Raw genomic sequence first — 23888 nt, forward strand, 5'->3', positions numbered from 1 at the left:
CAAGAATCTTGGCTACGCAACCGTAGGTTTCCCCTCCGTCTCTCCGAAAGGTCTGGCATGGAACACCTCGCCCACATGTTCCGTTCCGTCGTCGCCGAGCACGGTCATCGGCCGGCAACCAGGGTCCTGGTCGACGACGACTGGGTGGTACAGACCTATTCCGAGCTCGCCCTGGCGGTGCACCGGACGGCGCGCGCCCTGGTGGACGCCGGCGTGCAGGCGGGTGACCGAGTCTCGATCTTTGCCCACAATTGCCCGGAGTGGACCCAGATCGACTACGCCTGCATGACCATCGGAGCGGTGCCCACCCCGATCTACGCCACCAGCACCTCGGAGCAGATCAGGCACATCATCAACGACTCCGGCGCACGGTTGATCTTCGTCGGTGGGGAGTCCGAGGCGCGTCGCTGCCTTGAGGTGCTGCCCGAGATGCCCAGCGTGCTCAAGCTGGTCTCGATCGATTCGCTGCCCGTGGGGTTGGGGGAGCCCGGGCTCGTGACGGGGTTGACGCAGTTCGACGAGGTGTCCGGTGACGAGGCTCGGCTGGCCGAGCTGGACGCGGAGGTGGAGCGACGGTTCAACGCCGTCAGCCCGGATGACCTGAGCGCGATCATCTACACCTCCGGCACCACCGGGGATCCCAAGGGTGTGATGCTGCAGCACAAGGCGATGATGGCGCAGGTCGCCGCGCTCGAGGTGCATTTCAACTACGTCACCCCCGATGACCACAGCCTGTGCTTCCTGCCGCTCTCCCACGCACTGGAACGCGGGTGGTTCACCTTCGTCGTCAGTCACGGCTGCATGAACACCTACGTGCCCGATGCCAAGCAGGTGGCGGACATGCTGGTGCGGGCCAAGCCGACGATGATGGCCAGCGTCCCCAAGCTGTTCGAGAAGGTCTACGCGACGGCGCATGCCAAGGTGGCCAACGACCCCGCTCGCAAGAGGATCTTCGACTGGGCGCTGCGGGTGGGTGGTCAGTGCCAACGCGCCTTCCGCAAGGGCAAGCAGCCCAACCTGTACTGGCGCGCCCAGCTTCCGCTGGCGGACAAGCTGGTGCTGTCCAGCATCCGTGAGGCGATGGGGGGCAACAAGCAGGTGCTGGCCTGCGGCGGCGCGCCATTGCGGGTCCAGGTGGAGGAGTTCTTCTCCGCAGCGGGTTTGCTGGTGCTGCAGGGTTTCGGACTGACCGAGGCCTCTCCGCTGGTCAGCTTCAATCCGCCGACGGCCTTCAAGTTCGGCACCTGTGGGCCGGTGATGCCCGGTGGCGAGCTGCGGATCGGCGAGGGTGGGGAGATCCTGTACCAGGGGCCCAACGTGATGAAGGGCTACTGGAACAATCCGGAGGCCACTGCCGCGGCCTTCACCGAGGACGGCTGGCTGCGCACCGGCGATGGCGGGTACGTAGACAATGACGGCTACCTGGTGATCAATGACCGACTCAAGGACATCATCGTCACCCTGAATGGCAAGAACATCGCTCCGCAGCCGATCGAGGGTCTGCTGCTGGCCGACCCGCTCTTCGAGCATGCGGTGTTGCTGGGCGACAACCGCCCCTGCCTCACCCTGTTGGTCAAGCCGTCGCTGCCGCACCTGGCGGAGATCGCGGAGAAGCGCGGGATCAGCTATGCTAGCCCGGCCGAGTTGATGGACAACTCCGAGGTGGCCGAGGAGCTGCGCCAGCGGGTGTTGGCGCTGACCGCCAAGCTCCCCAGCCACGAGCAGATCCGGGACCTGCGGGTGCTGCTGGAGGACTTCACGATGGACAACGGGCTGCTCACCCCGACGCTGAAGGTGAAGCGGCGCGAGGTGGAGAAGCGCTTCGGTGAGGTGATCGACGACATGTACGCCAAGATGGCCGAGCGCCGCAAGGGGTCCCCGGAGAAGTAGCCCCCACGGCAGGGCCACGGGCGCACGGGAAGCGGCTCAAAAGCCCAGGTGGCGCAGCACCGCCAGGCTCAGCGGGGCCTGGTCGGCGGGGAAGGGGAGCGTCGCGTCCAGCCAACGTAGCTCCTCGATCTCCGCGGCCACCCCGTGGATCGGGACCGACGGGTGGCTGAAGACCACCGACTCCACCAGGTGTCCCGCCTCATTGGCGGCCGCGGCGCTGAAGGTCCCGATCAGTTCCAGCCGGTCGGGGTCCAGCGCGACGCCCAACTCCTCATGCAGTTCCCGAAGTGCGGTCTGTGCTGGGTCCTCGCCCGGCTCCGGCTTGCCGCCCGGGAACATGAACATGCTGGTGCCGCGCTTGCGCACCGTGAGGAAGTGGCCCCGCTCGTCGCGCAGGACGACGGCGGAGACCCGGATGACCGGCTGGTGATCGTTCACCCGGGCGACGCTATCCGATCCGCGTGACCTGGGCATCTGCGGCGGCGTCGACGGCTTCCGCCACCGGGCTCGGCCCGGCGCTGGGGCCCGGTCCTTGCGGCATCAGGGGCGACTCCCGTCCTCGGCCACCCGGGTGCGTGCCAGCTCCGGCCGGTCGGCCAGTGAGATCCGGGGGGACGGGCATTCCAGTTCCAGGATGGTGACCCGGTGCTCGCCGGGGCCCAGCAACGGCGGGGGCAGGTACAGGGTCTGCTGTGGCCCAATGGCCCAGTACCGGCCCACGCAGTGGCCGTCGACCCAGGCAATCCCCCGCCCGCAGCGCGAGGTGTCCAGAAGGGCGTGCCGGCCGCCGGTGGCTTGCAGGGTCGTGGTGGCGAGCAGGGGCGGCGTGGGCGCACCGGCCGCAACCGTGGAGCGGCAGGCTTCGGTGAGCACACCGCCCATCTCCTCCAGCGGCAGCGGCACCACCTCCCAGTTGAGCAGGAAGCGCATCCCGTGCCAGATACCGCCCAGGATTCCCTTGCGCTCACCCAGCAGGGGGCCGAAGTTGACCCGGCCCTGGTTCTCCACCAGTACCTCCAGCAGCACCTCGTGGTGCGCGTCGCGCCTGGTCGGGAGCCCGGGCAGGCCGGCCAAGGACACCGTGGGTGGCGAGTCATTGCGGCTGGCAACCCCCGCCAGGACGCCGTCCACCAGCACATGGGCCCGGTCGGCCAGACTGTGGAAGACCAGCGGGTAGGGCACCCCGTCGGGGTCGAGGCTGAGCTCCACCCGTCGCCGCAGCAGCAGCATCCCGCGCTCCAGGCCCAGCTCCTCGAAGCTGGGTGGCTTGGGGTGACGGGTACCCGGAGCCTGCCAGACCGGGGTCCGGCCCAGTGGCACCATCGACTGCCAGGGCAGTTCCCCGGCCGGGAGGGGCCGGGGGCTCGCGTCGATACCCAACTGCGCGAGGTGCTCGTCCAGGGCTGGCAACTCGCGGTGCCGGGAGATCACCTCCCGGTAGGCGTGGAACTTGGGGGTCAGGCTCCCGTCCTCCGCGATCGGCGCATCGTAGTCATAACTCGTGATGGTGGGCTGGTGGACTCCGCGGTAGGTGTTGGCTCCGGCCCACAGGCCGGGGCTGGTGCCGCCGTGCGCCATGTAGATGTTGGTGCTCATGCCCAGCCGCAGCATCTCGGCCAGCTCGTCGGCCGCCTCCCCGGCCGGGCGGAGGTGGTGTTCCTCGCCCCAGTGGTCAAACCAGCCATTCCAGAACTCCATGCACATCTGGGGGCCGTCGCCCAGCTCCTTGCGGGCCCGGATCAGCACCTGCTCGGTGCGGGAGCCGAAGTTCAGCGTCGGCCAGGCTCCCGGCACCACGCCGCCGCGCAGCCAGCGTTCATCGGGGCCGTCGCTGGTCACCAGCAACTCGTCGATGCCCCGACGGCGCAGGCCGTCCCGCAGGTACTCCAGATAGGCACGGTCATCCCCGTAGGAGCCGTACTCGTTCTCCACCTGCACCGCCACCACATTCCCGCCGCGGCAGTGCTGGAGGCGGGCGATCCGGGGGATCAGGATGTCGAACCAGTCATCCACGGCGCGCAGATAGCGCGGATCCAGGCAACGCAGGGACGGCGTGGGCCCCAGCACGTCGTCGGACAGGAGCCACCCCGGAAAGCCGCCGCCCTCCCACTCGGCGCAGATGTAGGGCCCCGGGCGCACGATGGCGTCCAGGCCCAGCCTCCCGGCGAGCTGCAGGAAGCGTTCCACGTCGGCCGGCCCGGTGAAGTCCACCCGGTCCGGGGTGGGGGCGTGCAGATTCCAGGCCACATAGGTCTCGACGGTGTTGCACCCCATGGCCACCAGGCGCTTCAGCCGGTCCTCCCACAGCGCGGGGTGGACGCGGAAGTAGTGGATGGCTCCGGAGATGATCTGGTGCGGACGGCCCAACCGGGTCAGGCCGTCCGCAGCCAGCTGCAGGGTGCTGCCGGGGGTGGCTGCCACGAGGCGCTCACACCTGCCCGTGGTCGAAGTAGTCCCGCAGGTCCTGGGGCAGGGCCGGGACCTCCAGCAGGGAGCCGTCGGTGCGGATGGACTCGGCCCCCACGCAGCCGGTGGCGACCGCCTCCCGGGCCGCCACGGCCGAGACGTCGGTGCGGCCACCCTCGCGCACGAAGCGCAGGAATTCCGCCACCAGGTTCGGGTCGGCGCCACCGTGCCCGCCGTCGCCCCGGTCAATCACCTCGACGGCATCCGGCCGGCCGGCACCGCCGTGCCGCGAGGTCCAGATGTTGATGAAGTCACCGCCCTCGTCGCCCATGTTCTCGATCCGTCCGGCGTCGCCGATCACGGTGTAGTTGCGCCAGTAGTCCGGCGTGAAATGGCACTGCTCGTAGTTGGCCAGCACGCCATTGTCCAGCACCAGGTTCAGCATCGAGATGTCCTCGACGTCGATGGTGGGGTTGAGCTCGGTCTGCGCGGTGGGCGGCCAGTTGTCCGCGCTGTACCAGTCCCACATCCGACGGTCGGAATTGTCCCGCCGGTCGGTGATGTCGCCGTAGACGGCCAACTTGCCGATCCCGGAGACCCGACGGGTGTAGCCCCCCGCCAGCCAGTGGATCACGTCCAGGTCATGGGCCCCCTTCTGCAGCAGGAGGCTGGTGACCTTGCTGCGCTCGGCATGCCAGTCCTTGAAGTAGAAGTCACCGCCGGCGCCGACGAAGTGCCGGCACCACACCGCGCGCACCCGGCCGATCCGGCCGGAGTCGATGATCTGCTTCATCTGCCGGATCACCGGCATGTGCCGCATGTTGTGGCCGATGTAGAGCCGCGTCTGGTGCTCCCGCGCGGTGGTGAGCATGCTGTCGGCGTCGTCCAGGGTGATCGCCATCGGCTTCTCGCTGAAGGTGGCCAACCCGGCGGCCAGGGTGCGACGGGCGATCTCCGCGTGGGTGTGGTCGGGGGAGAGCACCATCACCGCATCCAGCGGCTGCTCCAACAACTCGTCGAGCGTGCGCACGCAGCGCACCTGATCGCCCAGGCGCTTGCGGGCGTCCTCGATCCCCCGGTCGGTGGGTTCGCAGACGACGGTGACCGCGGACCCCTCCCCCGGGCGATGCGCGTGCCGGGCCAGCCCGCCGCGCGCTCCGTACCCCACGACTCCGATTCTCAGATCCTGCATGACCAGCCATCTCCTCACTGACGGGGCGGTCAAGAAGTTGGTCCCAACCCCTTGCCCCTCGCATGCTAATCGATTAGCCTCCCGTTCATAACCCCTGAGGAGGGAAGATGAGCAAAGTCGCTCACCGGCAATTGCCGCTACGGCAGCGGTGGCAGAAGGACTGGCAACGAGTACTGATGCTCTTGCCGGCAGTGGTCATGCTGCTGCTCTTCTTCTACATCCCGATCCTGGGCAATGTGATCGCCTTCCAGGACTACCAACCCTTCCTGGGGATCAGCGGCTCGGAGTGGGTGGGCCTGGAGAACTTCACCAGCCTGCTGGACGAGCCGGACTTCCTGACCGCCCTGAAGAACACCCTGGTGCTGGCCCTGTTCCAGCTGGTCTTCTTCTTCCCGGTGCCGCTGCTGCTGGCCCTGATGGTGGATTCGCTGCTCAACGACAAGATCAAGCGGATCTTCCAGACCATCGTCTACCTGCCCCACTTCTTCAGCTGGGTGCTGGTGATCGCGCTCTTCCAGCAGACGCTGGGTGGCGCCGGGCTGCTGAACAACTTCCTGCGTAGCACCGGCCACCAACCGATCGACATCATGACCAACCCGGCCACCTTCCCCTGGTTGGCCACCGGGCAGCTGATCTGGAAGGACGCCGGCTGGGCGATGATCATCTTCCTGGCGGCGCTGGCCAATGTCGACGTCGAGCTCTACGAGGCGGCGGCCTCCGACGGCGCCAGCAAGTGGCGACGGATGTGGCACGTCACCCTGCCCAGCATCCGGGGCGTGGTGATCCTGCTGCTGATCCTGCGGATCGGCGACATCCTGTCCGTCGGCTTCGAACAGTTCATCCTGCAGCGCGACAACGTCGGGGCCGGCGCCGCCGAGGTCCTGGACACCTACACCTACTACGCGGGCGTGGTCGGCGGCGGGTGGAGCATCGGCGCTGCCGCCGGTCTGGCCAAGGGTGTGATCGGGGCGCTGCTGATCTGGGCTGCCAACTCCATTGCCCACCGGATGGGCGAACCCGGAATCTTCCAGTCGGCCAAGGAGAAGTGATGGCAAAGCACACCCCCTCCCACCTGCCGGCCTGGATGGAGAAGCCCTCCAAGATCAGCCTGGCCCTCAAGGGCCTGGTCATCCTGGCCGTGAGCTTCTCCATCCTGTTCCCGCTGTTGGTGGTGATCAGCACGTCGATCGCCAGCGAGGCAGAGATCGTCCAGGCCGGCGGCTATGTGGTCTTCCCCAAGAACCCCACCCTTGAGGCCTACGCCACACTCTTCCGCGGGCCCTTCATGATGCGCGCCCTGATGATCTCGGCCTTCATCACCATCATCGGCACCGTCAGTGCGCTCTTCGTCACCACCACCGCCGCCTACGCCACGTCGCGGCCCTGCCTGTTCGGCCGCCCAGCGCTCTTCCTCATCCTGTTCACCCTGCTCTTCGCGCCCGGGCTCATCCCGATGTTCCTGATGATCCGCAGCATGGGTCTGCTGGACTCGGTGTGGTCGCTGATCCTGCCGGGCACGTTGAGCGCCTTCAACTTCGTGGTGTTGCGGTCCTTCTTCCAAGGGATCCCCCAGGAGTTGATCGAGTCGGCCCAAATCGACGGCGCCAGTGACTTCACCATCCTGCGGCGGATCATGCTGCCACTGTCCAAGGCGCCCCTGGCCGTGGTGGGGCTGTTCTACGCCGTCGGTTTCTGGAATTCCTTCTTCAATGCCCTGCTCTACCTGCAGCGACGCACGGACCTCTACCCGGTCCAGGTGATCCTGCGTTCCTATGTGGTGCAGGGCAATTCGCTGGCTGCAGACCAGTTGGGCGTGGACAAGGCGCCGCCCCCGCAGTCGCTGCAGATGGCCATCGTGATGGTTGCGCTGGTCCCCATCCTGTGTGTCTACCCGTTCCTGCAACGCCACTTCACGAAGGGCGTCATCACCGGTGCCGTCAAGGGCTGACGAGCACCACAACAGAAAGGCCGGTCCATGTCACTGTCACGTCGAACGCTGCTCCAGGCAAGCACGGCTGCTGCGGCGCTGGCCGCCACGGGCTGCAGCTCCAAGTCCGGTGGTGGCGGCAATGCCTCCGACTCCGCCGGGGTGCAGCTTCCCACCTACGTCGAGTTCAACAAGGTCAAGCCGGATCTGCCGGGCAATGAGCAGGGGCTGCAACAGGGCTTCCTGAAGTTCCCGGAGGAGTTCGTCGCCTCCACCAAGGGGGCACCGCTGAAGGGCAAGGTCACCGGGCTGAGCGAGACCTTCGCCGTGCCGTCGCCCGCCATGAACAAGAACCCGTTCTGGCAGCGGCTGAACAAGTCCCTGGGTGGAGAGCTGGACCTGATCATCGGCACCGATCCGGGCTATCCGGAGAAGTTCGCCACCATCCTGGCCAGTGACGACCTGCCGGACATGATGTGGGTGCCGCCGAACCAGGGCATCCCCAATGTCGGGCCGATGCTGGAGGCCAAGTTCACCGACCTCACCAAGTACCTCAGTGGCGACGCGGTCAAGGAGTACCCGAACCTCGCGGCGCTCAAACCGGAATCCTGGCGCACGGCCGTGGTCAACGGCAAGATCTGGGGCGCCCCCATCCCCAGCACGCCCTTCGGGCAGGTGATGGGCGGGAATCCCGACGTCTGGAAGAAGGTCGGCGGGATGCAGTGCAAGACCGCCGACGAGTTCTTCGAGAAGTGCAAGGAGCTCAGTACCGGCAACCGGTACGCGCTGGAACCGTCCTACATCAACATGATGCACATGTTCGGCGAATGGTTCGGCGTCCCGAACGGCTGGCGGGTGAACAAGGACCGCACCCTGACCTGGGGGATGGAGACCGACAACTACAAGGCCGCTCTGGAGTATGCAGCCAAGCTGTTCAAGGCCGGCGTCTTCCATCCCAATGCCAACATGCCCGACGCCCGGCCGCTGGTGGCACAGGGCCAGTTGGCCGCCTTCGTCTCCGTAGGCCCGATCGCCGTCGGTGAGCTGCGCGCCTTCAAGAAGGACGTCCAGGCCGACGTCATGGTGCCTTTCGGCTGGGACGGCAAGGCCAAGCCCGTCTATGACATGGGATACGGCACCGTTGGCTTCACCCCCTTCAAGAAGGCCGACGAGGGCAAGATCCGGGAGCTGTTGAGCCTGATCGACTGGCTCTCCGCCCCCTTCGGCACCGCGGAATGGGTGGCCAAGAACTTCGGCGCGGAGGGCCAGGACTGGGTTCGCAAGGACGACGACCTGGTCTTCACCCCGGCGGCCGAGACCAATGCCCCCGGGCTGGTCTCCGCGCTGCAGATCATGAGCAGTTGCGAGAACCCGCTCTACCAGTCCGGTCATCCGGAGGACACCAGGAAGGCACACGAGCTGGAGCAGAAACTGCTGCCGATCGCGCAGCAGTCGCCCACCAAGGGCACCTACTCGGACACCAACTCCAAGAAGGGCGCCAAGATCGGCGCCGAGGTCCGAGACACCATGGTGGACGTTCTGACCGGCCGCAAGAAGATGGCCGAGTTCGACGCGGCGTTGAAGCGGTGGCGCTCGCAGGGTGGCGACAAGATCCGCGAGGAATACCAGAAGGTCTTGCCGGAGGGTGTTCCGGTCACCGAGTGAGGCAGTTCGATACCGTCTGCCCATGAACTCGCAACGCCCGACGATGCGGATGGTGGCGGCCGAGGCCGGAGTCTCGACCGCCATCGTCTCGCAGGTGCTGAACGGCCGCACCGACACCGCGTCGCCAGCCACCCGGGAGCGGGTCTTCGCCGCTGCCAAAGCGTTGGGTTACCGGATCAACCGCACCGCGCGGGCGATGCGGACCGGCCGCACCGGTCTGGCGCTGCTCTCCTTGACCATGCTCCCCGACCCGTGGAGCCAGGAGGCGGCGCAGGCTCTCACCCGGCGGCTGGCGGCTGAAGGGGTCCAGGCACTGGTGCTGCCCGACGGCAACTGGCGCGAGGTGTTGCGCCAGCACGACTTCGACGTCGCCTTCATCGATGCGGCCGAGGATGCCCATCAGGAGACCCTGACCCAGCTGGTCAAGGAGGGGAACAGACTGGTGGTGATGGGCGGCAAGGCGCTGCAGGCCGACGGCTTCGACGTGGTGCGATCGCCTGGGCTGGATGGCTGCCGGGCGGCGATGCGGCATCTGGTCCAGATGGGTCACCGTCGGATTCACTGCCTGGGCGGTCGTGTCGACGGGGTGTACACGCCGCGCGTCGAGGCCTGGCGGGAGGTGCTGACCGAACATGGCCTGCCGTGCGGTGAACAGATGCTGCATCCCTTCGGCTATGACCGCAATGAGGCGATGGCCGCGGCCCTGGCGGCACTGGGGCGGGGTCAGGACGGGCCCACGGCGCTGTTCTGCACCACCGACTTCGCGGCCATCGCCGCGGTCCAGGCAGCGCGTTTCCTGAACCTGCGCGTACCCGACGACATCTCCATCATCGGGGCGGGCAACACAGCGGAGGGGCGGGGGCTGAAGCCCGCCCTCTCCTCGGTGGGGCCCGAGAACTTCATGGACCGGGTTGCGGACATCCTGATGGATCGGCTGTACGACCGACGCGAACCTCTGGTCCATACATTCGGCTGGGAGTTGTTCGTGCGCGAGAGCAGCGCGGCTCCCGCGACGAGGGGCCCGGCCAGGTGAGCTCTGGACAAGTCTGGGAACCGCGCCTCAGCTGAACTCCGGGCTACGACGCCTTCGACGCCAGGTCATCACTGAGGCGGCAGAGCCGTCGGGAAAGGGCGGGGCTGCCGCCCTGGGCACGGTACCCGGCAAGAGCCTTCGGGCAGAGTCTGTATACACACCACCATCCACACTCTCGTGCTGAAGTCTCTGGCCAAGTGCTCGCTGCACGGTCTGGCCAGGGGGGGCGGGGTCTCCGGCGGGCGTGGAGCAGCCGGGTGGGAAGGGTGGCTGAGTCGGTCAGAGCCATCCGGGGCCGGTGGCCGTGCGTCAGTCGTCGGATTCCGGGTCTCCCAAGCCCAGGGCGACGTCCTCGGCGTCCTCCTCGGCCTGCTCCTCGGCTTCGATCGCCTCCAGCTTGTCCTCGTCGTCCAGCCGCGCGACGGGGGCGAAGACCACGTCGGCAGCCTTGCACAGCCGGGAGGTTACGCCGGGCAGTCGCGTGGTCCACGCCAGCTTGTTCACCACCGCCACCAGCTCTTCGCCGGTGAAGTGCAGCGCGTCGTAGGAGGCGCCGGCCGCCGTGTGGGCGTCCTCCACCAGCGTCGTGTCATAGCCGCGGTAGAGGGCCCCGAACAGGGTGCTGCGGACGCAGAAGTCGCTCTGGGCGCCGGTGACCCAGACATGGTTGGCGCCGGCGGCGGCCAGCACGTCGTCCAGGTCCGTCTCCGCGAAGGAGTCCCCGTAGCGCTTCTCGATGATCTGTTCGCCGGGTTCGGGCAGCAGCTCGGGCACGATCTGCCACTCCTGGCTGCCTGCCTCCAGCCCGGGGCTCTGGTGCCGTACCCAGACCACCGGGGTACCGGCCAACCGCGCCCGGCGCACCAGGTCCACGATGGTCTCGATGATCCGGTGCGCATGCCACAGGTCCTGCATCACCCCAACCTGGACGTCGACGACCAGCAGGGCATCACCACTGCGCTGTGGGAACAGGCTCATCACGGCTCCTTTCCTGGAGGTAAGACGAGCCTAGCGGTTGGAAATGGGCCGAGGGCCCGGCTCACTGAGCCGGGCCCTCGGGAGGGTCTTGCGGTTGATCAGGCAGTGCTTGATCAGGCGGGGCGCACGGCGCCAGCGATCGGCATCGAGTCGACGGCCACCTTGGCCACCGGCTTGCCGGGGCGCGAGGAGTGGATGATCATGCCGTCGCCGACGTAGATGCCCACGTGGCCACCGCCGTAGTAGATCACCAGGTCGCCGGGCTGCAGGTTGGAGGTGGAGACGCTCTGCAGACCGCTCCACTGGGCGTAGCTGGTGCGCGGGATGTTCACGCCGGCCGAGGCCCAAGCGGCCGAGGTCAGGCCGGAGCAGTCGTAGCCACCGTTGCCGGTGCCACCGTAGACATAGGAGCTGCCGATGGCGCCGTAGGCGTAGTTGACGGCTGCCTGGGCGGCGCTGGAGGAGGCGCTGCTGGTGACCGAGCGGGAGCTGGTCAGGGTGCGGGCGCTGGAGCTGTCGGACGAGGCACTGACCTGGCTGGACTCGTCGGAGTCGCTGGTCTGCGCGTCGCCGAGGGCGCTCAGGGTCCGGGCGGTGGCGCGGCCGGTCACGGTCAGGCCGTTGTCGGCCTGGAAGCGCTCCAGGGCGCCCCGGGTGATGGTCCCGAAGTAGCCGGTGGCCGGGACGTCGTAGCCGGCGGCGGTCAGCTTCTGCTGCAGGCTGCGCACGGCCTCGCTCCGGGTGCCGAAGGTGACCGAACCGGAGGTGTTGGAGGCCGACGAGGTGACCTTGCGGGGGGCCGGGCTGGAGGGCGCCTGGTAGTCGCTGGTGGCGCTGGTGCTGGAGTCCGAGGAGGTGGACACCGGGGCTTGGGCGTGGGCGGCCGGCGCGACGATCATCATGGAGCCGCCCAGCGCCATCGTGGCGATGGCGGTGCTGGAGATGGCGCGGAGCTTCGACATGGTCTTCCTTTGCTGTTGCCTGTATCCCGAGTCCGAAGGCTCTGGGCATCTGTGCTTGTCACCAGTGGGCGACGGTCACCGACACTAGGTTTCTGAGAGTCTCTTATCAAATCTTGGGTTCGGATCGGGTGGACGGTCGCCCCACTGGGGTGAGGGATGCGGTCGTCGGGGTGACCTCCCGATCCCCTGTCAGAGAAGCGATCCAGAAATCAGCCCTGCGAGAAAAGTGAGATTCTTCACAGTTTTCGGCGATGCTGCCGAGATGACCCTGTCGGGGGCTGCTGGGGGCACGGACGGGGTGGGCGTGCCTGGGGCCGCCGCATCCCGGGGGCCACCCCATGACGGCTTCCCGCATGGTGGACGGCCCACCAATCCGTGTCGGCAGACGCCGGGAACGCCGTGGTGCGGTGCGACGGCTGCTGACGGAGCCCTGCCGGCCGAGCAGGTCCGCACGATTACTGCGCAGGCCGCCTGGCGGCGGGCGCGCGGCGCTCTCCGGGGGATCTGGGGCCTGGAGCATGGCTGAGGGCCACCCGGGACAGGGTGGCCCTCAGCCGGCACTTCCCACGAAGGGGCGCCGCTACTTCTGGACGAAGACCGCCACGGTGCGGGGCGGGACCGTGAAGGTGCCGCGGGCCGGGTCGTAACTGGCCTTCTTGACCACGGGGTCGGCACCCTTGGCCTGCGCCGGGCTGAGGGTGAAGCCCTGGCCCTGCACCGCCTTGACGGGCTGGCGCTGGGTGTTGGGCGTGGTGTTGTAGACCACCACCAGACCCTTCAGCGACGGATCCGCGTCGGCACCGACGGTGTCGTCGATCCGTTGCACCAGCACGCCCTGTCGCATGGCATTGGTGCCGGAGACCGGGTAGCTCACCTTGGCCTTGATCTGCTCCGCCGAGCCCAGCCGGAAGAGCCGGGTGGAGGACCGCAGCTTCAGCAGGTCCGTGGCCTGGGCCGAGGCTCGCAGCACCTGCTCCTGGCTGGGCCTGTTCTTCGGGTCCGCCAGCAGCGGCTGCATGAAGCCGTACTTGGCCTCATTGTCCGCGGCCGGGGGCAGGCCCTTGCCGAAGCCATTGTCCGCCCCCGTCCAGTCCAGCCTGTTGAACCAGTCACCCGAGTTGTAGGAGTTGCGGTCCAGGGACTTGCTGCGCAGCAGGTCCGCACCGGCGTGCCAGAACGACGGCGTCTGCGCCAGCGCGGTGGTGGCCAGGCTGACGGTGTTCATTCGTACCCGGTCATCCATCGACGTCGTCGAGGGCATCTTCATGGTCAGCGAATCCCACAGGGTCTCGTTGTCATGGGCGTCCACATAGCTGATCACCTCCGACGGCTGGCTGGCGTAGCCGGCCGGGGCGCCGTTGTAGTCGATCTGCGCGCCGGTCTTCACCGTGCCACCGGTGGTCTTGAAGGAGTAGTCCTTCAGGTTCCCGGCCAGGCCCAGCTGCACCAGGTCCATGTCATGGTCCAGGCTCTTGGCGGCGTCGACATTGATCGGCGCGCCATTGGGGTCCGTGGCCTCCCCGGAGCCGAAGCCCTGCTTGCGGGGGTCCTCGTCGAACGGACCGCCGCCGCGGACCGCGTCGCGCAGCCGGTCACTGAAAGTGCCAATCCCGGTGCCATCCAGTTGGCCCTGGGTGGCCTGGGTGAACAGGGCATTGTCCGCCACCTCGCCGAAGTTCCAGCCCTCGCCGTAGAGGTAGATCTGCTTGCCGTCGACGCCGTCCTTGCGCAGGGTCAGCTTGTCCAACGCGGTGCGGACCGCCTTCATGTTCTCCACCGAGTGGTGGCCCATCAGGTCGTACCGGAAGCCGTCCACCTTGTAGGCCTTGGCCCACAGCACGGTGGAGTCCACCATCAGCTTGCCCATCATGGCGTGCTCGGTGGCGGTGTTCTGGCAGCAGGTGGAGGTGTAGACCCCGCCCTTGGCGTCCAGCCGCTGGTAGTAGCCGGGCACCACCTTGTCCAGCACGGACTTGGGGTCCTGCCCCGAGGCCGGGGTGTGGTTGTAGACCTGGTCCAGCACCACCCGCAGACCGTTGGCGTGCAGGGCGCCCACCATGGTGCGGAACTCGGCCACCCGGTTGCCGCCATCGGCGGCGGTGGTGCTGGAGGCGTAGCTGCCCTCCGGTGCCAGGTAGTGCAACGGGTCGTAGCCCCAGTTGTAGCCGTCGGCATCCGCAATCTTCTGGATGCAGGCCTGCTGCTCCTGGGAGTCCGGCGGGAAGGCGGACAGGTCACACGGCGGGGTGGCCTGCTTGGCCTTGTCCTCCTGGATGGTCGCGATGTCGAAGGTGGGCAGCAGGTGCACCGTGTTCAGCCCGGCCCGGGCCAGCTTCCGCAGGTGCTTGGTGCCGTCGCCATTGCTGGCGAACGCCTTGTAGGAACCGCGATCGGCTGCCGGAACGGTCTTGTCCTGGATGGAGAAGTCCCGCACGTGCAGCTCGTAGATGGTGGAGTCCACGCTGTGGGCCAGCTTCGGCGAGGCCGTCTTCGTCCACTGCTTGGGCTTCCACTGCGGGCTGTCCAGGTTGACCGCGACGGAGCGGGTGGAGTTCAGGGTGAGTGCCACCGAATAGGGGTCGGTGACCAGGTTGGTCACCACCTTCTGCTCGCTGGGCACGAAGACCTTCACCTCGTACAGGTAGCGGGCATTCTCCAGCGTGCGTCCGGTGCGGGCCTGCCAACTACCCGACGCATCCCGGGTCATCCGGGTACGGGTGGCCTTCGACGCGTCCTGGTCCGCCGAACCCGCGGGCCAGGTCAGCAGGGTCACCTGCTGGGCCGTCGGGGCCCACACCCGGAAGGTCAACCGGCCGCCCTGGAAGGTGGCGCCATAGCTCTTGCCGGCCGCGGCCTTGGCATACAGGTTGTCCAGCACCAGCGGGAGCTGCACCCCGGTGGCGTCCATCAGGGAACCGAGGTCGTCGTACATCGCGACGGCCACCTGCCCGGTCAGGATCTGCGGCACCTGCTTGGCGGTCCGCTTGTCCAGATCCAGCGCCAGGTAGCCCTTCAGCTGCGGGTTGGCCTTCAGGGTCTTGGCGTCCAGCCCGGCCGGGTTGTAGGTCAGGCTGGCCTGCTGGGCGTCATCCCCGGTCAGGGTCTCGGCATCCACCGTCAGCCCGCCGCTCTTGGACCAGTGCAGCCGCCAGTTCAGGAAGGCCGGATCCACTCCGGCTGGCACGGCGCTGGCCGGCCAGGCGATGGTGTCCCGGTCAACCCAGATGGCCTTCTGGGCCTTGAGGTCCGGTGCGGCGCCGGCCTTGGCCGAGCTCACCGTCGTCTTGTGGGTGGCCGAGTCATAGCTGATGGTCATCACGGTGCCGTCGGCCGGAACCGTCATGGTGATGTTGTTGCCACCCGCGGTGCCGCCGTCGCCGTAGTTCTTGTCCCAGGACAGTCCCTCGGCGATCTTGAACTCGTAGTTGCCGGCCGGGATAGCCGCCGAGCTCCAGGTGTAGACGCCGTCACCGTCGGGGTCGGTGAGCCAGGGCTGCATGCAGCCGGGGGTCCAGTCCGCGGCGCAGCCCAGCTTGGTCTGGAAGGAGCCGGGGGCGGTGACGATGGGGCCCTGCGCATCGCTGGTGACGTAGTGCCGGGCGTGGTCGTAGTAGAAGGTCACGGTGCCGGGGGAGTTGTAGGTGATGTTGGCGCCACCCGCGCCGCCACCAGCGCCGTAGTTCTCATCCCAGGACTTGTTGAGGGCCGCCTTGTAGGCGTACTCGCCGGCAGGGATCGGGAAGGTTCCCTTCCAGATCTTGTCCTGTGCGTCCAGGGCCAGCTGGGCCTTGTCGCAGTCCGGGGACCAGTCCGCGGCGCAGCCCATCTCACTGTTGTGTGATCCGGGGACGCTGACGGCGTCGGGCTGGGTGACCGGGCCAACATTGCTCTCGCCGCCCGTGCTGGCCGGCTTCGGGGTGCCCACCTGGGCGTAGGTGCTGGTGGCGTTCACATTGCCCGAGGAGTCCTTGACGACGGCCCGGTACTCCACCAACTGGCCCTTGGGCAGCGACGAGGTGTCGGCGAAGACCCGGTAGGGGGCATTGTCGTCGGTACCCAGCGGCTGGAAGTCGGCGGCGCCCACCGGACGCCAGGCGAAACTCACCTGGGCGAAGGTGTTCTCCGGCACCGACGCGCTGACCTCGGTGCGGCCGTTGCCGATCACGGCACCCGCGGTGGGGGCCTTGAACTGCACCGCCGGCGCATTCTCTCGGTCCCGCAGCGGGCTCTTGGCCTTCCAGACGCTCACCGACAGTGCGGGAACGGTGACGCTGACGCGGCTGTCCTTGCCGGCCTTCAGGGTGGCGGTGGTGCCGTGCAGCGGTGCGAACCGGCCATTGGGCAGGTAGGTCTGGAAGCTGGCCGAGGCGGGCTTGGTGGCATTGTTCACCGCGACGACGTACTCGGTGCCGGTGGCCCGGTCGATCCGGCTGAAGGCGTAGATCCCGGCCGCCGAGGAGGCGTAGCGGTGGATCTGGGCGCCGTCGGCCAAGGCGGGATGGTTCTGCCGCAGCGTCGCCAGCTGGGCGATCTGCCGGTACAGCGGGGCGCTGGTGGAGAAGTGCTCACCGCTGCCCATGGTGCCGCCGCCCACCAGGGACTCGGCCTGGTACTGCGCGGTCTTGCTGCCGAACATGTCCTGCCGGGCGTCCTTGTCCCCGCCGGCGCCGATGAAGCCCTGCTCGTCGCCGTAGTAGGTGATCGGGTTGCCCCGGGTCAGGTACATCAACGAGTTGGCCAGCTGGGTGCGCTTGAGCAACTCGTCGCCAGAGTAGCCCGCCTTGGACAGCATCATGCCGATGCGTCCCATGTCGTGATTGCCCAGGAAGGTGGGCAGTTGGTAGGCATTCGAGTCGGTGTCGGTGTACCAGTCGTCGCTGACGAAGAAGTCCCGCAGGCTGGTGGTGGCCTTGCCCTGGACGGCGTTCACCGCGGCGCCCTGGAAGCCGAAGTCCAGGGTGGCGGGCAGCTTGCCGGCGGTGGTGTAGGTGCTCTGCACCTTCGGATCCGAGTCGTAGACCTCGCCGAACATGAAGAAGTCCTTGGTGCCCGCATCCGTGGCGGCCTGGGTGATGGCCGGGCTGAACTCGCTCCAGAAGGGCGTGTTCACATGCTTCACGGTGTCGATCCGGAAACCGTCGATCCCGAAGCCGGCCCACGTCTTGTAGACGTCGGTCATGCCCTTGATCACCTCGGGGCGCTCCGTGAACAGGTCATCCAGACCGGAGAAGTCGCCATAGGTGCTGGACTCGCCGGCATAGGTGGAGTCACCGCGGTTGTGGTACATCGCCGGGTCATTCAGCCAGGCCGGCACCTTGAGGTTCTTGTCCGCCTCCGCGATCACCGGGGTGTAGGGGAAGCTGGTGGCCGCGTCCAGCGTCGGGAAGTCCGGCTTGCCGGCGTAGGCGGCATCGTCGAAGACCTTGCCGGAGGCGTCCTTGTAGGGCGCCGCCTGCTTGCTGACATAGTCGTACTTGTTCTGGGCATTGCTGATCACGTCGGCGGTGTGGTTGGTGATGATGTCGAAGTAGACCTTCATCCCCTTGGCGTGCGCCTGGTTGACCAGCTGCTTCATCTCCGCATTGGTGCCTAGGTGCGGATCGATCTGGGTGAAGTCGGTGATCCAGTAGCCGTGGTAACCGGCCGAGGCGTCCTTGCCCTGGCCCTGCACCGGACGGTTCTTGAACGACGGGGTGAGCCAGATGGCGGTGGTGCCCAGACCCTTGATGTAGTCCAGCTTGTTGATCACGCCCTTGAGATCGCCACCGTGGTAGAAGCCCTTGTCAGTGGGGTCGAAGCCGTGCTCCAGCCGGGTGCCGGAGATGCCGCCGGTGTCATTCTTGTGGTCCCCATTGGCAAAGCGATCGGCCATCAGGAAGTAGAACCGCTCCTTGGTCACCGCCTGGCGCAACGAGTCCTTGGCCAGCCCCTTGTCCGCGTCGCTGACCCCGCCGGCCAGCGTGGTGGGGGTCAGGCCGATCTGGTGGGTCTGGTCGTCATAGCTGACCTTCACCTCGGCCGGGCCGGCCAGCACCAGCGTCGCATTGCCGTCGCCGTCGCCATAGGCCTCGTCCCAGGCCTGGTTGATCGCCACCTTGTACTCCCAGGTGCCGGCCGGGATCTTCAGCGTGCGGGAGTGGACGGTGCTGTTGGCTTCCTTCTGCAATTGGGTGTTCTCGCAGGTGGGCTGCCAGTCCGACGAGCATCCCAGTTCATCCTGCAGGCTGCCGACCAGGGTGGCGGTGCGTTCCGCCGCGACGGCCCGGGGAGGTTGCGTCCCCAGGAACGTCAACGCCAGAGCCGAGGCCAGGACGGCGCTCGTCCGACGCCAGAGTGTGTGAACCACGGTGTTCTCCTGTGCTCCGCGCGCGGAGTGGGGCCGCGCACCACCCGGAGCACCGATGCCCCGAGGTGGTCAACACGCTAACCCGTGGCACTGACAAATTTGAAGGGTCGTTCGACGAACGATGTTTGCCTGCCGTGGCTGGCGCGCGCTTCGGGCGGGCAGCCGGTGCTGCCCGGGGGATCACCGACGGATGATCCCCGCTCTCAGCTGGGCTCGGGGGCTCCCTGGGCCGCCTCACTCGGGTGCAGCCAGATCTCGTCGCCCCGGACTTCGGTCCGGTAGGTCTTCACCGCCACCGTGGCCGGCAGGCAGAGTGCGGCGCCGGTGTCCAGGTGGAAGCGGGCGGCGTGCAGCGGGCACTCCACCTCGTCGCCCTCGATCCAGCCGTCGGCCAACGAGGCGTACTCGTGGGTGCAGATGTCCGAGATGGCGCGGTACTTGCCGTCGGAGAAGATCACCGCGATGTCCTCGCCGGTGCCATTGGTGGCGGCGTCCACCACCAGTGCTTCATCCTCGGCAATGTCACCCACCATGGCGACCTTGAGCGGCTCAGGCATTGTGGCATCCCTTCCTTGTGTGATTCCAAGACAACCGTGGTTGGGCAGATTGCTCAAGGGTTGGCTCGAACGGGAGCAAAGACCAATGCCCAGGACCGCCGGGCGAGACCCCACGTCGGGGCAGGCGGGATGCTCAGTTCTGGTGGGGGCCGCGGGACTGTCTGCCGTGGCCCCCGCGCTGCCACGGCAGGGGCCCCTCTTGGGGGCGGTGGTTGATCCCCGCGGCATCCAGCCGCCGGGTGTGGGCCGCCAGGCGGGTGGAGAACTCGTCCCAGCTGCGACCCTCCGGGGTACTCCAGGCCACCTCGCCCAACGCGCAGGCCCGCGGCCAGATCAGGTACTCCACCCGGCTCATGCTGGCCACGTACTCGGTCCACAGCTGGAACTGGGTGCCGATCACCCGGTCCGCGACGTCCTCGAAACCATCGGTGGGGTTGAATTCGTAGACCGTCCGGGTGGGGGTCGGCCCGCCGATGCACCACTGTTCGGTGGGTAGGTCGCTGGGGTAGTAGTCCAGATAGGTTCCCTGCACCGGGGCGACGATCACCTCACCACCCGCCCGGGCGCTGGGAAGCGCCTTGTCGGCGCTGCGCCAGGCGTGACAGACCAGTCCCGCGACCGGGCCGTCGTCGGCAACCTCATCCCAGCCGATCGGGGTGCGCCCCCGGGCGCGCAGGTGGTTCACCAGCTGGCGGGTGAACCACGGCTGCAGTTCCTCCACCGAGGTCAGCCCCAGCTGGGCGGCCCGCTGCTGGGAGGCTTCACTTTCCCGCCACTGGGTGCGCGGCACCTCATCGCCGCCGATGTGGATCCACTGCGAGGGGAAGACGTCGAGCAGCTCGTCGAAAAGGTCGAAGACGAAGGCGAGGCAGTCATCGTCCAGGTTGAGCACATTCTCCAGCACCCCGAAACCCGTGGCCGGGTGGCCAACGGCGAAGCCCTCGACACCGTGCTGTGGATAGGCGGCCAGCGCCGCGGAGGCGTGCCCGGGGAAGTCCAGCTCCGGGACGACGGTGATCCCGCGGCTGGCGGCATGGCTGACCAGGCGACGCAGCTGGGCCTGGCTGTAGTAGCCACCGTGGGGTGTGCGATCCGTGCCGTGGTAGGGATGCAGCGTCTCCGGCCGGCAGGCGCCGACCCGGGTCAGTTCCGGGTACTTCAGCGATTCGAAGCGCCAGCCCTGGTCATCGGCCAGATGGAGGTGCAGCCGGTTGAACTTGTGCGCGGCCAGCTGGTCCACCAGGCGCAGCAGGTCCGCGAAGGGCAGGAAGTGCCGGGCGACGTCGATCATCCCGCCGCGCCAGCCGAAGCGCGGGGAATCGGTGATGGTGCAGCACGGCACCGGCTGCGGGGTGATCACCGGGGCGCCGAAAACCTCGTCGGGCATCAGCTGGCGCAGGGTCTGCAGCGCCCAGGGCAGGGCGGCGTCGGTGCCCACCAGGATGGTGACGCGCTCCGGGGTGACGGTCAGCTGGTAGCCCTCCGTGGGCAGGGAATCGTCCAGCCGGACGGTGAGATGGGCGTCTGTGCTGGGCAGCGCGACGACGCCGAGTAGCGCACCCACGACGCGGGACTGCTGGGGCGTGGCGTCGACGGTGACACGGGGATTCAGCAGGAAATGGCCCGCGGCGGGCTCGACGCTGGCGGGCTGTGGCAGCAGGGGGAAGGTCACCCAACAATCCTTCCGTCGCGAGGTCCGCTACGGCAAGGAACCGACAGGCGGGCTGAGCGATGTGGTGGGATGGTCCCCATGGGACTGCGTGACCGACTGATCAACAAGATGACCCCCGAGGGCGGGATCAGTGTCGACGAGGCGCTGACGCTGATGGCCAAGGGCAGCGTGCTGTGCGACGTGCGTGGGCTGGGCGAGTACGAGGCCGGTCACGTCCCTGGGTCCCGGTTGGTGGACGTCAAGGCGCTGGCCGAGAATGTGATGGACGCGGTCTACGAGGGCGACCCCTTCGCCGAGCCGGACAAGCCCATCCTGTTGATCTGCGACACCGGCCTGCGCTCCGGCCACGCCGTGAAGCTGGTGGAGAAGCAGGGCATGACGGCCCAGTTCGTGCAGGGAGGCCTGATCGCCTGGAAGGAGTCGGGCCAGTTCCTGCTGCCCGGCCCGCCGCGGAACAAGCGCTGAATCAGTGGATCTCGATTGGGTGGCTGGCGAGTGAGCCGGTAGAGTTGTTCCTTGGACACCCGCGCCCGATGTGGGTGTCCAAGGCAAACGCCCTCCTGCCATGGGACCGACCCATGGCCGTTGAGACCAGAGGAGGTGGAGTACGCGTATGCGCAAGTACGAGATTGTGGTCATCATTGACCCCGACGTCGACGAGCGTCAGGTTTCTCCCCTGATGGACAAGCACCTGAAGACCGTCACCGAGGCCGGTGGCACCGTCGACAACATCGATGTGTGGGGCAAGCGTCGCCTCGCCTACGAGATCCGCAAGAAGCCGGAAGGCATCTACGTCGTCCTGAACGTGACCGCTGAGCCGGTCGCCGTGAAGGAAATGGATCGTCTGATGACGATCGACGAGCAGATCATGCGCACCAAGGTGATGCGTCCGGACGCTCACTGAGCCCACGCTCGGTGAACCGTTGCCCGGACAACATCCGGACAACAACCAGACAACACCTGGGCATTCACTGGACCGCTGCGGGATGAAAAACTGTCAGAGCCCTCTGGCAGCGTGATCCCCAACAGTCCTCACGTCCGATCCAACGGAGACCAACATGGCAGGCGAAACTCCCATCACCCTCGTCGGCAACCTCACCGCCGACCCCGAACTGCGCTTCACCCCCTCGGGTGCCGCCGTCGCGAACTTCACCGTCGCGTCGACGCCGCGCCAGTTCGACCGTCAGTCCAATGAGTGGCGTGACGGCGAGGCCATGTTCCTCAACTGTTCGGTGTGGCGCCAGGCCGCCGAGAACGTCGCCGAGTCCCTCACCAAGGGGATGCGCGTCGTCGTTCAGGGCCGGCTGAAGAGCCGCAGCTATGAAACCCGTGAGGGTGAGAAGCGCACCGTCTTCGAGGTTGAGGTCGACGAGATTGGTCCCTCCCTGCGGTACGCCACCGCGAAGGTCACCCGCACGTCGGGGGGCAATTCCGGTGGCAACTGGCAGGGTGGCAACCAGGGTGGCGGTTTCAACCAGGGCGGCGGCGCTCCCGCGCCGGCGGCCGGTGGAAATCAGGGCTGGAACAACCAGGGTGGCGGCAATGCCGGTACCGGTTGGCAGTCCGCACCCCAGGGCCAGGGTGGAGACAACCGGGGCGGCGGCGTCGACCCCTGGGCAAGCGCCCAGAGCGACGAGCCTCCCTTCTGACAGTCCGGGCCCTGTTGCCGGGCCCGCTGATCCAGAATCCACTCAGTACCCAAGAACACCATTCCCTCTGGGAAGGCACATTCCGGCGAAAGCCGGGCTCGCGGGATCATCCCGCAGACAAGGAGCACCACAATGGCCGGTCCACAGCGCAAGCCTGTGAACAAGAAGAAGATCGTTCCGATGAAGTCGGTCCGCATCGACAACGTCGACTACAAGGACGCCGCTACCCTGCGGAAGTTCATCTCCGAGCGCGGGAAGATCCGTGCGCGCCGGGTCACGGGCCTCTCGGTCCAGGACCAGCGCAAGGTCGCGATCGCGATCAAGAACGCTCGCGAACTCGCCCTGCTGCCCTACGCGTCCACCGCGCGCTGAGAAAGGAGTCTGAGATGAAGCTCATTCTCACCGCCCCCGTCGAGAAGCTCGGCATTGCCGGCGACGTCGTCGAGGTCAAGGACGGCTACGGCCGCAACTTCCTGATGCCCCAGGGCAAGGCGATCCGCTGGACCCGTGGCGCCGAGAAGCAGATCGAGGGCATCAAGCGCGCTCGTGACGCTCGCGAGATCCGTGGCATCGAGCACGCCAACGAGGTCAAGGCCCAGCTGGAGGCCCTCGAGGTCACCTACGAGGCCCAGGCCGCCAGCGCCGAGGGCAAGCTCTTCGGCTCCGTGACCGCCGGTGACATCACCAAGGCGATCAAGGCTGTCGGCGGCCCCGCCGTCGACAAGCGCGCCGTCCAGATCGCCAAGCCGATCAAGCTCGCCGGCAACCACACCGTCGGCATCAAGCTGCACGACGCCGTGACCGCCCACATCACCGTGGCCGTCGCTGCCAAGTGATTTCCGCCCCTCGGGGCTGATCTGACACAGCACAGCAGGACCCGCACCGATTCTTCGGTGCGGGTCCTGCTGCTGTTGTGCTGGGAGGGGCCAGGTCGTGCAGCCCCCCATCCGTGACGTGCCGGTTCAGGCAAAGGGGTTGACGATGGTCACGCCGTGGATCGTCTGACCGGCGTTGAGGTCCTCCGTGAGCAAGGTCGTGCAGCCCGCCCGGGCGGCGGCCTCCACCACCATCGCGTCCCACAGCGACAACTGTTCGCTCCCGGCCAGAGCAGCGGCCGCCATCACATTCTCCGGATGGGTCGACATCACGCGGAGCCGTCCGAAGCTCTCCAAAGCGAGCGCAGCCTCCGCGTGGAGCATGGGGGGTCGTAGTTTGCGGGTCACGATGTTGAACCACTCGAGCATGATCTGGGTGCTGATCACCAGGTCTCGATGGTCCGACAGGAGTTGGAGTGCGGTTTCCTGTTTCTTCTCATTCGTGGGATCGAAGGCATACACGAGGACGTTCGTGTCGCAGAATGCCGTCACCGGAGGCCGTCCTCGCGTCGCCACACGTAGGGTTCCTCGCCAGCGGCGGCTGTTCTGCTCCTGGCCATCACGAGCAGGTCTGACATGGCGTCGGCCGCATCATCGCCGGCGTAGACCTCCAACTGGCGGGCCAGCCAGGCGTTGACGGACTCGTCGCGTTGCAGCGCCTTGATTCGCGCCCGACGCAGGACATCTGGGTGCACGGAGATGGTGAGGTTTGCCATGCCTCCACGATACTCGTGCT

General features: G+C 67.4%; 20 protein-coding genes. 10 read left to right on the forward strand and 10 right to left on the reverse strand.

Annotation, left to right across the window (positions count from 1 at the left end; translation table 11 throughout):
• Positions 1–57 precede the first annotated feature (57 nt).
• Positions 58–1890, forward strand: a complete 1833-nt coding sequence (locus AAEX60_RS13785; RefSeq protein WP_342104140.1) for an AMP-dependent synthetase/ligase — start codon at positions 58–60, stop codon at positions 1888–1890.
• Between the two features lie 36 nt (positions 1891–1926).
• Here AAEX60_RS13785 and AAEX60_RS13790 read toward each other — a convergent pair whose 3' ends face one another.
• The 3 genes from AAEX60_RS13790 to AAEX60_RS13800 form a co-directional block, all read right to left on the reverse strand.
• Positions 1927–2328 (reverse strand): NUDIX hydrolase, encoded by a 402-nt coding sequence (locus AAEX60_RS13790; RefSeq protein ID WP_342104141.1) that lies wholly within the window; start codon positions 2326–2328, stop codon positions 1927–1929.
• 102 nt (positions 2329–2430) lie between these two features.
• On the reverse strand, positions 2431–4311 hold the full coding sequence (locus tag AAEX60_RS13795; RefSeq protein ID WP_342104142.1) for a glycoside hydrolase family 35 protein: 1881 nt from the start codon (positions 4309–4311) through the stop codon (positions 2431–2433).
• Between the two features lie 7 nt (positions 4312–4318).
• Complete coding sequence (locus AAEX60_RS13800; protein WP_342104143.1) at positions 4319–5488, reverse strand: Gfo/Idh/MocA family protein; 1170 nt, start codon at positions 5486–5488, stop codon at positions 4319–4321.
• Positions 5489–5595: 107 nt separating this feature from the next.
• Between AAEX60_RS13800 and AAEX60_RS13805 the strand changes: the two genes are divergently transcribed.
• The 4 genes from AAEX60_RS13805 to AAEX60_RS13820 are packed head-to-tail and all read left to right on the forward strand — an operon-like array spanning position 5596 to position 10113.
• Positions 5596–6537 (forward strand): ABC transporter permease, encoded by a 942-nt coding sequence (locus AAEX60_RS13805; protein WP_342104144.1) that lies wholly within the window; start codon positions 5596–5598, stop codon positions 6535–6537.
• Positions 6537–7436 (forward strand): carbohydrate ABC transporter permease, encoded by a 900-nt coding sequence (locus AAEX60_RS13810; protein WP_342104145.1) that lies wholly within the window; start codon positions 6537–6539, stop codon positions 7434–7436. Before AAEX60_RS13805 ends, AAEX60_RS13810 begins: the two co-directional genes overlap by 1 nt.
• A 27-nt stretch (positions 7437–7463) precedes the next feature.
• Positions 7464–9080: a sugar ABC transporter substrate-binding protein gene (locus tag AAEX60_RS13815; protein ID WP_342104146.1), complete on the forward strand. Its 1617-nt coding sequence runs from the start codon at positions 7464–7466 to the stop codon at positions 9078–9080.
• Between the two features lie 22 nt (positions 9081–9102).
• Positions 9103–10113, forward strand: a complete 1011-nt coding sequence (locus tag AAEX60_RS13820; protein ID WP_342104147.1) for a LacI family DNA-binding transcriptional regulator — start codon at positions 9103–9105, stop codon at positions 10111–10113.
• A gap of 309 nt (positions 10114–10422) precedes the next feature.
• On the opposite strand, the gene AAEX60_RS13825 is transcribed toward AAEX60_RS13820, so the two are convergent.
• From AAEX60_RS13825 to AAEX60_RS13845, 5 genes are all read right to left on the reverse strand, one after another.
• A complete protein-coding gene (locus AAEX60_RS13825; protein ID WP_342104148.1) occupies positions 10423–11091 on the reverse strand; it encodes an isochorismatase family protein in 669 nt (222 codons plus the stop codon).
• Between the two features lie 113 nt (positions 11092–11204).
• A complete protein-coding gene (locus AAEX60_RS13830; RefSeq protein ID WP_342104149.1) occupies positions 11205–12053 on the reverse strand; it encodes a C40 family peptidase in 849 nt (282 codons plus the stop codon).
• A gap of 580 nt (positions 12054–12633) precedes the next feature.
• Entirely contained in the window at positions 12634–18399 is a 5766-nt protein-coding gene (gene pulA, locus AAEX60_RS13835; RefSeq protein WP_342104150.1) for a pullulanase-type alpha-1,6-glucosidase, read from the reverse strand.
• 203 nt (positions 18400–18602) lie between these two features.
• The gene (locus AAEX60_RS13840; protein ID WP_342104151.1) at positions 18603–18956 is read right to left on the reverse strand and encodes a non-heme iron oxygenase ferredoxin subunit; all 354 of its coding nucleotides are present in this window, start codon (positions 18954–18956) and stop codon (positions 18603–18605) included.
• Between the two features lie 133 nt (positions 18957–19089).
• Positions 19090–20628 carry a beta-N-acetylhexosaminidase gene (locus AAEX60_RS13845; protein ID WP_342104152.1) on the reverse strand — a complete coding sequence of 513 codons (1539 nt, stop codon included), beginning with the start codon at positions 20626–20628 and terminating at the stop codon, positions 19090–19092.
• A gap of 78 nt (positions 20629–20706) precedes the next feature.
• On the opposite strand from AAEX60_RS13845, the gene AAEX60_RS13850 reads away from it, so the two are divergent.
• From AAEX60_RS13850 to rplI, 5 genes are all read left to right on the forward strand, one after another.
• Complete coding sequence (locus AAEX60_RS13850) at positions 20707–21093, forward strand: rhodanese-like domain-containing protein (protein WP_342104153.1); 387 nt, start codon at positions 20707–20709, stop codon at positions 21091–21093.
• Positions 21094–21241: 148 nt separating this feature from the next.
• Complete coding sequence (rpsF, locus tag AAEX60_RS13855) at positions 21242–21532, forward strand: 30S ribosomal protein S6 (protein ID WP_342104154.1); 291 nt, start codon at positions 21242–21244, stop codon at positions 21530–21532.
• Positions 21533–21686: 154 nt separating this feature from the next.
• On the forward strand, positions 21687–22277 hold the full coding sequence (locus AAEX60_RS13860; RefSeq protein ID WP_342104155.1) for a single-stranded DNA-binding protein: 591 nt from the start codon (positions 21687–21689) through the stop codon (positions 22275–22277).
• A 132-nt stretch (positions 22278–22409) separates the two neighbouring features.
• Complete coding sequence (gene rpsR / locus AAEX60_RS13865; protein ID WP_094765601.1) at positions 22410–22649, forward strand: 30S ribosomal protein S18; 240 nt, start codon at positions 22410–22412, stop codon at positions 22647–22649.
• 14 nt (positions 22650–22663) lie between these two features.
• Positions 22664–23113 carry a 50S ribosomal protein L9 gene (gene rplI / locus AAEX60_RS13870; RefSeq protein WP_342104156.1) on the forward strand — a complete coding sequence of 150 codons (450 nt, stop codon included), beginning with the start codon at positions 22664–22666 and terminating at the stop codon, positions 23111–23113.
• 126 nt (positions 23114–23239) lie between these two features.
• On the opposite strand, the gene AAEX60_RS13875 is transcribed toward rplI, so the two are convergent.
• Positions 23240–23644 carry a PIN domain-containing protein gene (locus AAEX60_RS13875; protein ID WP_342104157.1) on the reverse strand — a complete coding sequence of 135 codons (405 nt, stop codon included), beginning with the start codon at positions 23642–23644 and terminating at the stop codon, positions 23240–23242.
• Entirely contained in the window at positions 23641–23868 is a 228-nt protein-coding gene (locus tag AAEX60_RS13880; RefSeq protein ID WP_342104158.1) for a hypothetical protein, read from the reverse strand. Before AAEX60_RS13880 ends, AAEX60_RS13875 begins: the two co-directional genes overlap by 4 nt.
• Positions 23869–23888 lie beyond the last annotated feature (20 nt).

It is taken from the genome of Luteococcus sp. H101, assembly GCF_038433155.1.
Lineage (GTDB): Bacteria > Actinomycetota > Actinomycetes > Propionibacteriales > Propionibacteriaceae > Luteococcus.

Bases quoted from the DNA above. Each gene is read 5' to 3' on its own strand.
- AAEX60_RS13785 (WP_342104140.1), top strand. From the start codon at position 58: ATGGAACACCTCGCCCACATGTTCCGTTCCGTCGTCGCCGAGCACGGT.
- AAEX60_RS13800 (WP_342104143.1), bottom strand. From the start codon at position 5,488: ATGCAGGATCTGAGAATCGGAGTCGTGGGGTACGGAGCGCGCGGCGGG.
- AAEX60_RS13805 (WP_342104144.1), top strand. From the start codon at position 5,596: ATGAGCAAAGTCGCTCACCGGCAATTGCCGCTACGGCAGCGGTGGCAG.
- AAEX60_RS13810 (WP_342104145.1), top strand. From the start codon at position 6,537: ATGGCAAAGCACACCCCCTCCCACCTGCCGGCCTGGATGGAGAAGCCC.
- AAEX60_RS13815 (WP_342104146.1), top strand. From the start codon at position 7,464: ATGTCACTGTCACGTCGAACGCTGCTCCAGGCAAGCACGGCTGCTGCG.
- AAEX60_RS13820 (WP_342104147.1), top strand. From the start codon at position 9,103: ATGAACTCGCAACGCCCGACGATGCGGATGGTGGCGGCCGAGGCCGGA.
- AAEX60_RS13825 (WP_342104148.1), bottom strand. From the start codon at position 11,091: ATGAGCCTGTTCCCACAGCGCAGTGGTGATGCCCTGCTGGTCGTCGAC.
- AAEX60_RS13830 (WP_342104149.1), bottom strand. From the start codon at position 12,053: ATGTCGAAGCTCCGCGCCATCTCCAGCACCGCCATCGCCACGATGGCG.
- AAEX60_RS13840 (WP_342104151.1), bottom strand. From the start codon at position 18,956: ATGCCTGAGCCGCTCAAGGTCGCCATGGTGGGTGACATTGCCGAGGAT.
- AAEX60_RS13850 (WP_342104153.1), top strand. From the start codon at position 20,707: ATGGGACTGCGTGACCGACTGATCAACAAGATGACCCCCGAGGGCGGG.
- rpsF (WP_342104154.1), top strand. From the start codon at position 21,242: ATGCGCAAGTACGAGATTGTGGTCATCATTGACCCCGACGTCGACGAG.
- AAEX60_RS13860 (WP_342104155.1), top strand. From the start codon at position 21,687: ATGGCAGGCGAAACTCCCATCACCCTCGTCGGCAACCTCACCGCCGAC.
- rpsR (WP_094765601.1), top strand. From the start codon at position 22,410: ATGGCCGGTCCACAGCGCAAGCCTGTGAACAAGAAGAAGATCGTTCCG.
- rplI (WP_342104156.1), top strand. From the start codon at position 22,664: ATGAAGCTCATTCTCACCGCCCCCGTCGAGAAGCTCGGCATTGCCGGC.
- AAEX60_RS13880 (WP_342104158.1), bottom strand. From the start codon at position 23,868: ATGGCAAACCTCACCATCTCCGTGCACCCAGATGTCCTGCGTCGGGCG.